A 13,908-nucleotide genomic window follows, 5' to 3' on the forward strand; every position below is an offset into this window, starting at 1 on the left:
CACCACTTTCGGGCCGTTCTGGTCGACAGAAAATATTTCACACTTTGTTCATATAATCACCGGCCAACAATTGGATTCTTAACCATTTTTGTTTAGGCTGTGCGTTCTTTCTTGCCGTCATTTCGCCGAGCGCGAAACACATTCACACGACCATAAGGACGTTTTTCCAGGCATGAATCGCAGACGTTTTCTAAAAGGCTCGCTGGCAGTGGCAGCCCTGAGCGGCACATCTGGCCTTGCTTCTCTGTTTTCCAAAGCGGCATACGCTGCTGACTCTGACATTGCTGACGGCCAGAGCCGTCGTTTTGATTTCTCCGTACTGCAATCCATGGCGCATGACCTGGCGAAAACCCCGTGGGGTGGTGCGCCGCGCCCGCTGCCGGACACGCTGGCCACCATGCCGCCGCAGGCGTACAACGCCATCCGCTACGATGAAAAGCAGTCTCTGTGGAATAACATTGAAGGGCGTCAACTGGACGTGCAGTTCTTCCATATGGGAATGGGTTTCCGTCGCCGCGTGCGGATGTTCTCGCTCGACCAGTCTACTTCTATGGCGCGCGAGATCCACTTCCGTCCGGAGCTGTTCAGCTATGGTGAAACGGGTGTGGATACCAAACAGCTGGAAGGGCAAAGCGATCTCGGCTTTGCGGGCTTCCGTGCGTTTAAAGCCCCTGAACTGGCGCGTCGCGATATCGTCTCTTTCCTCGGTGCGAGCTATTTCCGTGCGGTTGATGACACCTACCAATATGGTCTTTCCGCACGTGGTCTGGCGGTGGATACCTTTACCGACACGCCGGAAGAGTTCCCGGATTTCACCTCGTTCTGGTTTGAAACCGTCAAACCTGGCGACACCACTTTTACCGTTTATACGCTGCTGGACAGCCCAAGCATCACTGGTGCTTATAAATTCGTGATCCACTGCGAGAAGAGCCAGGTGATTATGGAGGTGGAAAACCACCTCTATGCGCGTAAAGACATTAAGCAACTCGGCATCGCGCCGATGACCAGCATGTTCAGCTGCGGTAATAACGAACGCCGCATGTGTGACACCATTCACCCGCAAATTCATGACTCCGACCGCCTGGCCATGTGGCGCGGCAACGGGGAGTGGATCTGTCGTCCGCTGAACAACCCGCAGAAGCTGCAGTTCAATGCCTATATGGACAAGAATCCGAAAGGGTTCGGCCTGCTGCAACTTGATCGCGATTTCTCGCACTATCAGGACGTGATGGGCTGGTATAACAAACGCCCAAGTCTGTGGGTTGAGCCGCGCAATGACTGGGGCAAAGGCTCAGTTGGCCTGATGGAGATCCCGACTACGGGTGAAACGCTGGATAACGTCGTCTGCTTCTGGCAGCCAGAAAAAGCGGTCAAAGCGGGCGACGAGCTGGACTTCAAATATCGCCTCTACTGGAGCGCCATGCCGCCAGTGCGTTCTCCGCTGGCAACGGTCTTCGCGACCCGCACCGGTATGGGTGGCTTCCCGGAAGGCTGGGCGCCGGGCGAGAATTACCCGAAAGTGTGGGCCCGTCGCTTCGCTATCGACTTTGTCGGTGGCGACCTGAAAGCGGCTGCACCAAAAGGCATCGAGCCGGTCATTACGCTCTCCAGCGGTGAAGCGAAGCAGGTTGAGATCCTTTACGTTGAACCGTTTGACGGCTATCGCATTCTGTTTGACTGGTATCCAACATCGGATTCGACCGAACCAGTGGACATGCGTTTGTTCCTGCGCTGCCAGGGGGATGCCATCAGTGAAACCTGGCTGTATCAGTATTTCCCGCCAGCCCCGGACAAACGTCAGTACGTTGATGACCGGGTAATGCGTTAACGATTGATACCCTCTCCCTGTGGGAGAGGGTTAGTGTGAGGGGTCATGACCGCAGCACAATCCGAAATTATCCCGGTGTCTGACACCGTCGAACTGCGCGCCGTTGAAGAGCGCTACGCCGCCGAACTGCACAACCTCGTCGTCAAAAACAGAGCTTTTCTGCAAACCGCCTTTGACTGGGCGCAGCACGTGGGCAGCGAAGAAGATACCCGCCGTAACGTGCAGAGTAACCAGATGCTGCACCAGCGCGGCTACGCCAAAATGTTTTTGATCTTTAAGGATGATGGGCTGGTCGGCGTGCTGTCGTTTAACACGATTGAACCGGCCAACAAAGCCGGGTACATCGGCTACTGGCTGGATGAAGCGCATCAAGGGCAGGGGATCCTCTCTCAGTCATTGCAGGCGTTTATGCGTTACTACGCTGAACGCGGTGAAATCCGTCGTTTTGTGATTAAGTGTCGGGTCGCGAATCAGCACAGCAACAATGTTGCCCTGCGCAACGGTTTTACGCTGGAAGGTTGCCTGCGGGAAGCGGAATTCCTCAATGGTCATTTCGACGATGTGAACATCTACGGCAAGATTTATACGCTATAGCGCGCCCAGCAGGGGCGTGCGGGTAATGCGCTGGTTGCCATTAATGACCTTCTCGCCGCGCAGATGAATATTCTCACCGGCAAACGCTTCAATCACCGCATCGTCGGTGATTTCAACCCGGTGCTCAATCAGCACATCGCCGCTGATCCTCGCCCGTCCCTGAATCACGACTTTATCATCCAGCATGATCGGCCCACCGCGTAGCCATGCCTGTCCCCCAATCAGAACGTGGTGTTTAATGATGCAGTTTCCTTCTACCACCGCATCCTCCGCGACCTGAGAGCTGTAGCGCACCGTCGGAATGGCATCGTCATCAAAACCGGCAATCAGGCGGGCGTTGCCATAGACCTTTGCGCAGTCGCACACCCAGACGTTATTGAGATCGTTGCCTTGAAGGATTGCGTTGTCGAATATTTCGGCGCGGTGCTCAACAAAGGCATCATTCACCATCGCATCGCCGTAGATTTGCGCCTGATGCACAATGCGTGACTGGCTCACCGTCGCGTTATCGTAAATTTGCAGGATCTGTTCATGGTCCGGCGTCAGGCCTTTGGCGGCAATAACGACGCTGTTGTGAAGCACGCGGGCATTGCCATAAATATGACATTCACCCCGAACACAGGAGTGCTGAATGGTGACGTTGTCACTTATTCGGGCTCCATGGCTGACTTCAGCCTCGTCCAGCCAGCAATTGTCGCCGATATGCGCTTCGTGGCTGATGATGCAAGGCAGGGTAAGCCGCGCGTTGCCGGATACGGTGGCACCGGCGAACACCACGCTGTTTTCGTCGTAGATCCAACAGTCACCGTCTTGTGCGAGGGCGCGCTCATCGTCAATCCATCCACCTTTCGTACCTATCGTCACGTCGTTAAACTCCGCCGTGGCGATAATCTGCCGTAATGTGGTCGAGTGGGTTGTTTCGCCATTTTTCCATTGCCAAAGGCGTGTATCGTCGCTCAGGCGATATTTGTTCATCTTGATCTCTCTGATAACCGTCTTAACTAAACGTAGCAAATATTTCGGTTTTCGAACGGTTGGCAACCAGACGGTAAACGCCTTAAAATGGCATTCAAAATGCACTTTAAATTTATGCAGGATCAGGAAAAAATAATGACCGTCGATGAGAATTACTTCACAGAGAAATATGGCTTAACCCGAACGCATTCCGAGGTGCTGTTCAGTGCAGAAAGGGTTAAACCGGGTAAAACGCTGGATCTGGGCTGTGGAAATGGCCGTAACAGTCTCTACCTTGCTGCTAACGGTCACGAGGTGACGGCCTGGGATAAAAACCCGATGAGCATTGATAATATCGAGCGCATCAAGGCCGAAGAAGGGATCAACAACCTCCACACGGCGATAAAAGATCTCAACACCCTGAGTTTCGACGGTGAATACGATTTTATTTTGTCCACCGTCGTGCTGATGTTCCTGGATGCAAAAACCATCCCCGGTCTTATCGCCAATATGCAGCGCTGCACTACACCAGGCGGCCACAACCTGATTGTCGCCGCCATGGATACGACTGATTATCCGTGTACCGTCGGCTTCCCGTTTGCGTTTAGAACGGGCGAACTGAGCAACTACTATGAAGGCTGGGAGTTGCTCAAATACAACGAAGACGTTGGTGAACTGCACCGCACCGATGAAAACGGCAATCGCATTAAGCTGCGCTTTGCCACCATGCTGGCGCGTAAACCCACTTAACGGGCGGCCAGCAGGCAGAGTTGCAGGGCTGTCTGGTAAGAGGCCTCGAACGACGACAGCGGCAGAAATTCAAACCTCGAGTGGAAGTTATGCGCGCCGGTGAAGAAGTTTGGCGTAAGTAGCCCTTTTGCCGAGAGTGCCGCACCGTCTGTGCCGCCGCGCATCGGCGTCGGTTTCGGCGTGATGCCGAGCGATTCCATCGCTTCAAACATCAGGTCGATGGCGCGCCTGTCTTCGCCAATCGCATTGCTGATATTGCTGTAGGTATCTTCAATGCGATAGTCCACGTTGGCCGTTGGATGTTGGGCGGCTATCAGCGCGGCAACGTCGGCAATCTGCTGCTTGCGGGCGGCAAAGCTGTCCTTGTCAAAATCGCGGATATTCGCTTTGAGGATGGCCTCGTTTTGCCCCGCCTGAATACCGTTAAACCAGATATAGCCCTCACGACCTTCGGTACACTCGGGCGTTTGCTGGCGGTCAAAATGGTTGATGTAATCGGTCGCCATCAGCAGGGGGTTCACCAGCACGCCTTTGGCGGACATGGGGTGTGCCGTTACGCCGGTAAAGCGGATTTCCGCGGCTGCCGCATTAAAATTCTCGTAGACAATTTCACCCAGCTCGCAGCAGTCAATGGTCCAGGCAAAATCAACATCGAAGCGTTTCAGATCGAGCGCCTTCGCGCCGCACAGGCCGATTTCTTCATCCGGGACAAATGCGACCACAATGTCGCCGTGTTGATGCTCCACGGTCAGGTTTTCCAGCACGGTCATGACTACGGTAACGGCTGATTTATTATCTGCGCCCAAAACGCTGGTTCCGTCGCTGAAAATAATCTCCTCATTAGGGTAGGACAGAATTTCCGGGTGCTCTTTTACGCGTAACCAAATGTCTTTGTCTTTATTCAGACAGAGGTCTTCACCTGTAAATGTTAATATCTGCGGATGAATATCCGGTGATAATCCCACGTCGACGGTATCAATATGGGTAATAAAACCAATACGCGGCGCACCGGCGACGTTACCTTTTTTCACCGCGGTCACCGTGGCAAATTCATCAATCACAATGTCGTCTAACCCCAGCTGTGCCAGCTCCTGAGCAAGCTCCCGCGCCATGTTGTGTTGGCCTGGCGTAGAGGGCAGCGTTTTTACTTTGGCATCGCTCTGGCTGGTGATGGAGAGATAGCGAAAAAAGCGGTGCGTTAATTGTCTGGAAAGTAGCGAGCCCATAGTGATTTATTCCTTATTTATTTTTCAGGTGTTTGCCACTTCACTTTAATGTTATTTATGAAATGGCAAAAGAATTAATTAGCCGTCGAATTAAAAAGACAGGAATAAATGATGAAAAGCAAACTCACAATCTTAACGCTTGCTCTTGCGGCGCTCACCGTCAGTTCCACTGTCGCTGCGAAAACGCTCGTGTATTGTTCCGAAGGATCGCCGGAAAACTTTAATCCTCAGTTATACACGTCGGGCACCAGCGTGGATGCCAGTGCCGTACCCGTTTATAACCGGCTGGTCGATTTCAAACCTGGCACCACGGAGCTGGTACCCAGTCTGGCAGAGAGCTGGGAGGTCAGCGACGACGGTAAAGTCTATACCTTCCATCTGCGCAAGGGGGTGAAATTCCAGAGCAATAAATTGTTCACACCGACCCGGGACTTTAACGCCGATGACGTCATCTTCTCGTTTATGCGGCAGAAAGATGTGAATCATCCTTACCATAACGTCTCTAACGGCAGCTATTCCAATTTCGAAAGTCTGGAGTTTGGCAGTCTGATAACCGCCATTGATAAAGTCGATGATCACACCGTGCGCTTTACGCTGGCACACCCGGAGGCGCCGTTTGTCGCGGATCTGGCATGGTATTTTGCCTCGATCCTCTCTGCGGAGTATGCCGACGCGATGCTGAAAGCGGGGACACCACAGAAGGTGGATATGGAGCCGATTGGCACCGGGCCGTTTAAGCTCACACAGTATCAGAAGGACTCCCGCATCCTTTTCACCGCGTTTGCAGACTACTGGCAGGGTAAATCGAAACTCGATCGACTGGTGTTTACCATCACGCCGGATGCTTCAGTACGTTTTGCCAAAATCGAAAAGAACGAATGTCAGGTGATGCCGTTCCCGAACCCAGCCGATCTGCCGCGTATGAAGGCGAACAAAGACATCAACCTGATGAGCAAGGCAGGGCTGAACACTGGTTTTCTGGCGTTTAACACCCAAAAGCCACCGCTGGATAACGTGAAGGTTCGCCAGGCGCTGGCCATCGCCATCAACAAATCAGCCATTATTGACGCGGTGTTCCATGGCACGGGGACCGCCGCGAAGAACCTGCTGCCGCCAGGGGTATGGAGCGCCGACAGTGAACTTAAGGATTACGATTACGATCCGGAAAAGGCAAAAGCGCTGCTGAAGGAAGCAGGTTTTGCAAACGGGGTGAACATTGATTTGTGGGCAATGCCGGTTCAGCGTCCGTACAATCCGAATGCGAAACGTATGGCCGAAATGATTCAGGCCGACTGGGCGAAAGTGGGCGTACAAACTCACATTGTCACCTATGAATGGGGTGAATACCTCAAGCGCGTGAAGGGCGGGGAGCATCAGGCTGCGCTGATGGGCTGGACGACCGCAACGGGCGATCCGGACAATTTCTTTGGTCCGCTATTTACCTGCACCTCTGCAAATGGCGGTTCGAACTCGGCGAAGTGGTGCTATAAGCCGTTTGATAAAATTATTGCGGAGGCAAAATCAATAACCGACCACGATAAACGTGTGGCGCTGTATAAAGAGGCTCAGCAGATGATGCATGACCAGATGCCAGCGGTGATGATTGCGCATTCAACCATTTTCGAACCGGTGCGCAAAGAGGTGACGGATTATGAAATTGACCCGTTCGGTAAGCATCTGTTCTGGCAACTGGATATACATCAGTAATTTTTCACTGCCCGGCACGCATCCGGGCAGTCTTTTTGCAATTTGTGCTCCCGACATCATTTTTTGTCACAACAAACCCTCCAGTCCTTTGCTATAACTTCAAATGCATACTTGCAGATAACATGGAAAACCATCATGCGTACTCAAACTTTTTTAAAAGTTGCAGTGCTTACTGGTCTGTTGGCTTTGGCGGGCTGTTCATCAAAAGTGGCCGCTCCCGAACAATACTCAGGCTTTTTAAAAGACTATTCTGGTTTAAAGGAAACAACTTCTGCAACGGGTAAACCGACCTTACGTTGGGTTGATCCGTCATATAACGAAGCTAATTATGACAATATTGTCTGGAACCCGATTACTTATTATCCGGCTCCAAAACCAACCACGCAGATTGGTCAAAAAACACTGGATGAGCTGCTGAGTTATACCAACAACAAAATGAAAACCTCGATTGGTCAGCGTAAACCGATCGTTACCACAGCAGGGCCGCGTAGCCTGATCTTCCGTGGTGCGATTACCGGTGTAACCTCTAAGCAAGAAGGTTTGCAGTTCTATGAAGTGGTGCCAGTGGCACTGGTTGTTGCAGGTACGCAAATGGCGACCGGTCACCGCACAATGGATACCCACCTTTACTTTGAAGGTGAGTTGATTGATGCAAAAACCGGTAAACCTGTTATTAAAGTGGTTCGTAAAGGCGAAGGTAAAGAGCTGACGAACAAAAATACCCCAATGGGCTTTGCAACCCTGAAACAGGTTGTTGATGACATGGCGACCGATGCCACCATGTTTGATGTGAAAAAGACCATGAAATAACCAGGAAAGGCCTGCATTGCGCAGGCCTTATTTATTTACGCTGTTCGTAAGCGCCTGATCCAGGTTTCGGGTTTAGTAAACATCACCATATTCCCCCCCAGAATCAGCAACAATCCGACGATACCGTTAATATGCCACACGTAACCTTCATAAACCGTTGAGATGGAGAGGGCGACCAGCGGGAAGAGCAGCGTACTGTAGGCCGCTTTGCCTGGGCCGATACGTCCCACCAGCGTAAAGTAAGCACCGAAAGCAATCACCGAACCAAACAAAGCCAGATAGAGCAGCGCGCCAATGTAGCTCACCGTCCATTCCGGGGTGAAACTGTCGCCTCTGAAAAGGGCAATGCAGCCCATCACCAGTGTGCCATACAGCATCGCCCAGGCGTTGGTAGTCATGGTTTCAAGGCCTTTGCGCTGATGGCGCATGCTGATCATATTGCCCAGCGAGAAACCGTAGGTACCGAGTGCGGAGAGACCAATACCCGTCAGGAGTGACGCGCTCCAGCCACTGGCCAGAAGATCGTCCCAAAAGAGGGTGATAATGCCAATCAGCCCCAGAGCCGCAGCGGTCCAGAACCGCGCTGGTGGGCGTTGGCCGAAGAAAATAAAGCTGTTAATGGCGTTATAGAGCACCGCCATTGAGAAAATCACCGATTCCAGCCCGGTGTTGATGTGCGAGGCCGCGGTATAAAAGCACCAGAAGTTAAAGCAAAAAACGCAGCATCCCTGAAGTATGCAAAACAGATGATCCCGCAGCGCCAGTTTGCGCAGTCTACGCAGGGCGAGTAACACCACCATCATCGTGAGGCTGGCAACCGCGAAGCGCCAGAAAATGGATACGGGGGCCGCCACGGAACCCTGCTGCAGGAAAATCGCGATCCAGGTGGTTCCCCAGATAATTACCACCAGTCCGTATAATAATGCGTTCATACTTTTTCTCTTCTCAAACCACGGAAGTGGGCAGTATGGCGCGCTGAGCCGCAAGGGGCTTGCACTGCCTTGCGGTAGACTTGCAAATTCTTGCGCTTTTTTCTTTTATGGGGACTGGCAACCGGCGGCAACAATTCTTAGACTGATATTCTGATCAATAACACGCTAACGGTTATGTCTCACGCTTACGATACCTTTGAAACGCTGCGCCAACAGAATGCAGTCCTGCGGGAAACCGTCTCGCTGAACTCGGGTATTCAGCTGGCAGCGTGGTACAACAAGCACGATACGATAACGGTAAAAAGCAATCATCATACCCTTAGCCTGTACGTGGCTGACGGTTACGAAAGTTATCAAAAAACGCCGGGCGGCTGGAAAAATGGCGGTGGTCCGGATCGTTTCTGTTTGATGCCCAAAGAGAGCGAATCAACGTGGGATATCCGGGATGACCTGTCGTTTGTGCATCTCTACTGCACCGATGAACATCTGCGCGACGTGGGAGAAAAAATCTGGGACAAGCGGCCACTTTCGCTGACCCTGGACGAGCGTATTTTCGGCAGTGACCCGAAGATAACCGCGTTGTACCGTCAGTTTTTACTCGGCTGCGACTGGCAGCAGCACGCTAACCAGCTCACCCTGAGCACGGCCTCTACGCTGCTGTTAACGCATCTGCTGCAAAACTACTCGAACGTTCAGTGGAAATTGCCGGTCGTCACGGGCGGGTTATCCCCGTTCGTGTTGCGTAACGTGCTGGCCTTTATCGAAGAGAACCTGGGGCAGCCCCTGACGCTGGCAGAACTGGCTGCACAGGCCGCCCTCAGCGAATACCATTTTGCCCGCATGTTCCGCCAGTCGACGGGGCTGGCGCCGCATCAGTACGTGATGCAGCGCAGAATGGAAAAGGCGAAAGCGCTGGTACAACACACGGCGACGCCGCTGACGGACATCGCGCTTGCCTGTGGATTTAACTCCGCCAGCCACTTCAGTAACCGCTTTCGCAGCGTGACGGGAATGACGCCTTCTCAGCTACGCGCGGCGAGTGCGTGATAACAGGGCATAGCACACACCGCCCAGAACCAGTCCCCAGAATGCCGAACCAATGCCCAGGAGCGTCACACCGCTTGCAGTCATCAGAAATGTGACTATCGCTGCGTCACGTTCCGCTTCGTGATTCAGCGCCTGATACAGACTTCCGCTGATGGTGCCCAGTAGCGCCAGACCCGCCAGCGTCTGGATCCAACTGAGCGGTAGCGCCGTCATGATTGCAGTAATAGAACCACCGAAAATACCGGCTAACAGATAAAATCCCCCGGCCGCGATGGCTGCCAGCCAGCGTTTACCTGCATCCGGGTGCGCATCCGGGCTCTGACAAATGGCGGCGGTAATCGCCGCGATACAGATGGAAAAGACGCCAAAGGGCGAAAACAGCAGTGCCAGCCCGCCCGTAAAGATGATGAGCGGCGAAACCGCCAGCGGGTAGCCGGAGGCTTTCATCGTGGCGAATCCCGGGGCATTTTGAGAGGCCATGGTCACCAGGAAGAAAGGGATACCCACGCTCACCAGGCTGGTGAAGGTGAAGGATGGCGTAATAAACTCCGGCATAACAAGGGAAAGGGTGAATTTATCCGTGACAACGTCACCACTTACCCAGGCCACGATGCCGCCTGCCAGAAGCGTAACCACAATGGCATAGCGGGGGGCCAGCGCTTTTGTCATTAGCCACGCGGCAATCATGCTGCCACACAGCAGAAAGTTCCCCTCCAGATGGGCAAACGCATGCAGCCCAAACTGCAAAAGCACCCCTGCCAGCATGGCAGCGGCAAGCGAATGGGGGATCAACTTCATCAGCCGGGCGAATAGCCCGGTGATGCCGCAGAGTAAAATGAGCGCATTGGCAAAGATGAACACGCCGATCGTTTCAGCCAGCGTGACACCGTGCAGGCTGGTCGCGAGCAGCGCTGCACCGGGTGTTGACCAGGCGGTGAGTACCGGCGCTTTATACCACCATGAAAGCGCCAGCGTGCTGACTCCCATCCCAATCCCGAGTGCCGTCATCCAGCCCGCAATCTGTTGCGCATTTGCGCCGGCTGCCGCTGCGGCCTGCCAGATGATGGCAGCAGAACTGGCGTAGCCGACCAGGACGGCGACAAAACCCGCCAGAACGGCTGGAACAAGGTGTGTTGAAGAATCGCGCATGAAGACTCCGTTGTGCGTTATAGCGTCCGTGGTAAGGTAACACTGTGCGTTATAGCGTACAAGTGGTATGCTCATCCTCACCAGGAGGGCACATGGACATCACACAACATCTTGCAACCACACTGAAAACACTGCGCCAGGATCGCGGCTGGAGTTTGTCGAAGCTGGCAGAAGAGACGGGGGTTTCAAAAGCGATGCTCGGGCAAATCGAGCGCAATGAATCCAGCCCGACGGTATCAACATTGTGGAAAATCGCCACCGGGCTGAACGTACCGTTTTCCACCTTTATCACCCCAGAGGCGGACAAGCAGGCTGTTTTTGACCCGCAGCAGCAGGCCATGGTGGTAAAACCGCTGTTCCCGTGGGATGAGACGCTGAAGTTTGATCATTTCTCCATTACCCTGGCACCCGGCGCGCTAAGCGAGTCAACGCCCCATGAAACGGGAGTGATTGAGCATGTGGTGGTGATAAGCGGCGAGCTGGAAATGCAACTGGAGGGTGAGTGGCAGACAATTCCTGCCGATTCGGGCATCCGTTTTGCCGGAGACAAACCGCACGCGTACCGTAACAGCAGCGACCGGACGGTGCATTTTCACTCCCTAATCCATTATCCCCGCTGACGCTACGCAAAACTGTTTCGCTGTCGCATACTTCTGACTACAATAGCCGCCATTTTGACCATAACGGATAACGACGAAGTATGCGCCTGCAATCCCATCATCTTGAACTTTTAAGCCCGGCCCGCGACGCCGCCATTGCCCGTGAAGCGATCCTTCACGGTGCAGATGCCGTCTACATTGGCGGTCCAGGCTTTGGTGCCCGCCATAACGCCAGCAACAGTCTGCAGGATATTGCTGAACTGGTACCGTTCGCCCACCGTTTCGGGGCGAAAGTGTTCGTGACCCTGAACACCATTCTTCATGATGATGAACTGGAACCTGCGCAACGTCTGATCACCGATCTCTACCAGACCGGGGTCGATGCCCTGATTGTCCAGGATATGGGCGTTCTTGAGCTGGATATTCCACCTATTGAACTGCACGCCAGCACCCAGTGCGATATCCGCACCGTTGAGAAAGCCAAATTCCTCTCCGACGTCGGTTTTTCGCAGATCGTTCTGGCGCGTGAACTGAACCTGAACCAGATCCGTGATATTCACCAGGCGACAGACGCGACGATTGAATTCTTTATCCACGGCGCGTTGTGCGTAGCCTATTCCGGCCAGTGCAATATTTCTCACGCCCAGACCGGGCGCAGCGCTAACCGTGGCGATTGCTCTCAGGCTTGTCGCCTGCCATATACCCTGAAAGACGATCAGGGGCGCGTCGTGGCGTTTGAAAAACATCTGCTTTCCATGAAGGATAACGATCAGACCGCCAACCTCGGTGCGCTGATTGATGCAGGCGTGCGCTCCTTCAAGATTGAAGGGCGGTATAAAGATATGAGCTACGTGAAGAACATCACCGCGCACTATCGTCAGATGCTGGATGCCATTATTGAAGATCGTGGTGACCTGGCACGCGCGTCAGCCGGTCGTACCGAACATTTCTTTATTCCGTCGACCGATAAAACCTTCCATCGTGGCAGTACCGACTATTTCGTGAACGCCCGTAAAGGTGACATCGGCGCGTTTGATTCGCCGAAATTTATCGGCTTGCCGGTCGGTGAAGTTCTGAAAGTGGCGAAGGATCATCTGGACGTGGAGGTCACGGAGCCGCTGGCGAACGGCGATGGCCTGAACGTGATGATTAAGCGTGAAGTCGTAGGCTTCCGTGCCAATACGGTTGAAAAAACCGGAGAAAATCGCTATCGCGTGTGGCCGAATGAAATGCCTGCCGATCTCTATAAGGCAAGGCCGAACGCGGCGCTAAACCGTAACCTGGATCATAACTGGCAGCAGGCGCTGCTGAAAACCTCCAGCGAGCGTCGCATCGCGGTGGATATTGAACTGGGAGGCTGGGAAGAGCAGCTGATTTTGACCATGACCTGCGAAGACGGCATCAGCGTGACGCATACGCTTGATGGCCAGTTTGAGGTCGCCAACAATGCGGACAAAGCGCTAAACAACCTGAAAGAGGGGGTGGCGAAGCTGGGGCAGACGATTTACTACGCGCGTAATATTGAGGTGAATCTGTCTGACGCACTGTTCGTGCCGAACAGCCTGCTTAACCAGTTCCGTCGGGAAACCTCGGAAATGCTCGATGCGGCTCGTCTGGCTCACTATCCGCGAGGTAGCCGTAAAGCTGAAGCTGTTCCAGCGCCCGTTTACCCGGATACGCATTTGTCGTTCCTGGCTAACGTCTACAACCATAAAGCACGTGAATTCTATCATCGTCACGGCGTGCAGCTGATCGACGCGGCCTATGAAGCACATGAAGAGAAGGGTGATGTGCCGGTGATGATCACCAAGCACTGTCTCCGTTTTGCGTTTAACCTGTGTCCTAAGCAGGCGAAAGGGAACATCAAGAGCTGGAAGGCCACACCTATGCAACTGGTGAATGGTGACGAAGTGCTTACCCTGAAATTTGACTGCCGTCCTTGCGAAATGCATGTAATTGGCAAGATGAAAAACCATATTTTCAAAATGCCAGCGCCGGGGAGTGTCGTAGCCTCAGTAAGCCCGGACGAACTTATGAAAACCCTGCCTAAACGCAAAGGTAATTAACGAAAGTGTGTATCTGGTTTGCGCGATTTTTGCCACAGGTGGTGTTCGCGCAAACCTTCCGCTGATTCTTCTGCTTCACTTCGCAACTCATCGCTGTCAGCTTCATGCCGAAGCTGATGCCCAACATTTTTTACCCATAAATACTCATGACCTTTGTGCCCGGCCATCAGTTGGCCTGAAAACAGGGCGCAAATCAGCATTATGAGTGTTAACCCTTTTTTTATCATGTGTTCACCGCGAAATGAC

The 13,908-nt window shown here is 53.3% G+C and carries 13 protein-coding genes; 8 read left to right on the forward strand and 5 right to left on the reverse strand.

All coding sequences use genetic code 11. The features are described from left to right. Positions 1–172: 172 nt before the first annotated feature. Both ACJ9Y9_RS11360 and rimL read left to right on the forward strand, forming a co-directional pair. A complete protein-coding gene (locus ACJ9Y9_RS11360) occupies positions 173–1,828 on the forward strand; it encodes a glucan biosynthesis protein D (RefSeq protein ID WP_407226106.1) in 1,656 nt (551 codons plus the stop codon). 45 nt (positions 1,829–1,873) lie between these two features. Beyond that, positions 1,874–2,422, forward strand: coding sequence for a 50S ribosomal protein L7/L12-serine acetyltransferase (rimL, locus tag ACJ9Y9_RS11365; RefSeq protein WP_028017455.1), 549 nt, complete (start codon positions 1,874–1,876; stop codon positions 2,420–2,422). Here rimL and ydcK read toward each other — a convergent pair. Continuing rightward, positions 2,417–3,397: a YdcK family protein gene (gene ydcK / locus ACJ9Y9_RS11370; RefSeq protein WP_028017454.1), complete on the reverse strand. Its 981-nt coding sequence runs from the start codon at positions 3,395–3,397 to the stop codon at positions 2,417–2,419. The two genes, rimL and ydcK, sit on opposite strands and share 6 nt — an antisense overlap. A 135-nt stretch (positions 3,398–3,532) precedes the next feature. On the opposite strand from ydcK, the gene tehB reads away from it, so the two are divergent. Further along, positions 3,533–4,126 carry a tellurite resistance methyltransferase TehB gene (gene tehB / locus ACJ9Y9_RS11375; protein ID WP_028017453.1) on the forward strand — a complete coding sequence of 198 codons (594 nt, stop codon included), beginning with the start codon at positions 3,533–3,535 and terminating at the stop codon, positions 4,124–4,126. Here the strand turns inward: tehB and pepT are convergent. After that, positions 4,123–5,352: a peptidase T gene (gene pepT / locus ACJ9Y9_RS11380; RefSeq protein WP_028017452.1), complete on the reverse strand. Its 1,230-nt coding sequence runs from the start codon at positions 5,350–5,352 to the stop codon at positions 4,123–4,125. The genes tehB and pepT overlap by 4 nt on opposite strands. Positions 5,353–5,463: 111 nt before the next feature. Here pepT and ACJ9Y9_RS11385 point away from each other — a divergent pair, with 111 nt between their 5' ends. Together ACJ9Y9_RS11385 and ACJ9Y9_RS11390 are read left to right on the forward strand one after the other, a co-directional pair. Beyond that, the gene (locus ACJ9Y9_RS11385) at positions 5,464–7,059 is read left to right on the forward strand and encodes an ABC transporter substrate-binding protein (RefSeq protein WP_028017451.1); all 1,596 of its coding nucleotides are present in this window, start codon (positions 5,464–5,466) and stop codon (positions 7,057–7,059) included. Between the two features lie 135 nt (positions 7,060–7,194). Continuing rightward, a complete protein-coding gene (locus tag ACJ9Y9_RS11390) occupies positions 7,195–7,869 on the forward strand; it encodes a DUF3313 domain-containing protein (protein WP_028017450.1) in 675 nt (224 codons plus the stop codon). Positions 7,870–7,904: 35 nt separating this feature from the next. Here ACJ9Y9_RS11390 and ACJ9Y9_RS11395 read toward each other — a convergent pair whose 3' ends face one another. After that, entirely contained in the window at positions 7,905–8,801 is an 897-nt protein-coding gene (locus ACJ9Y9_RS11395) for a DMT family transporter (protein ID WP_028017449.1), read from the reverse strand. A gap of 174 nt (positions 8,802–8,975) precedes the next feature. Here ACJ9Y9_RS11395 and ACJ9Y9_RS11400 point away from each other — a divergent pair, with 174 nt between their 5' ends. Then, complete coding sequence (locus ACJ9Y9_RS11400) at positions 8,976–9,848, forward strand: helix-turn-helix transcriptional regulator (protein WP_028017448.1); 873 nt, start codon at positions 8,976–8,978, stop codon at positions 9,846–9,848. Here the strand turns inward: ACJ9Y9_RS11400 and ACJ9Y9_RS11405 are convergent. Beyond that, on the reverse strand, positions 9,828–10,997 hold the full coding sequence (locus tag ACJ9Y9_RS11405; RefSeq protein WP_028017447.1) for a benzoate/H(+) symporter BenE family transporter: 1,170 nt from the start codon (positions 10,995–10,997) through the stop codon (positions 9,828–9,830). The genes ACJ9Y9_RS11400 and ACJ9Y9_RS11405 overlap by 21 nt on opposite strands. 92 nt (positions 10,998–11,089) lie before the next feature. Here ACJ9Y9_RS11405 and ACJ9Y9_RS11410 point away from each other — a divergent pair, with 92 nt between their 5' ends. Then, the gene (locus ACJ9Y9_RS11410) at positions 11,090–11,617 is read left to right on the forward strand and encodes a helix-turn-helix domain-containing protein (protein ID WP_028017446.1); all 528 of its coding nucleotides are present in this window, start codon (positions 11,090–11,092) and stop codon (positions 11,615–11,617) included. An 80-nt stretch (positions 11,618–11,697) separates the two neighbouring features. Continuing rightward, positions 11,698–13,662, forward strand: coding sequence for a U32 family peptidase (locus ACJ9Y9_RS11415; protein ID WP_028017445.1), 1,965 nt, complete (start codon positions 11,698–11,700; stop codon positions 13,660–13,662). Here the strand turns inward: ACJ9Y9_RS11415 and ACJ9Y9_RS11420 are convergent. Beyond that, complete coding sequence (locus ACJ9Y9_RS11420) at positions 13,659–13,889, reverse strand: DUF2554 family protein (RefSeq protein ID WP_028017444.1); 231 nt, start codon at positions 13,887–13,889, stop codon at positions 13,659–13,661. The two genes, ACJ9Y9_RS11415 and ACJ9Y9_RS11420, sit on opposite strands and share 4 nt — an antisense overlap. Positions 13,890–13,908 lie beyond the last annotated feature (19 nt).

The sequence above is a fragment of the Enterobacter sp. CPE_E1241 genome, assembly GCF_045618265.1.
Classification (GTDB): domain Bacteria; phylum Pseudomonadota; class Gammaproteobacteria; order Enterobacterales; family Enterobacteriaceae; genus Enterobacter; species Enterobacter adelaidei.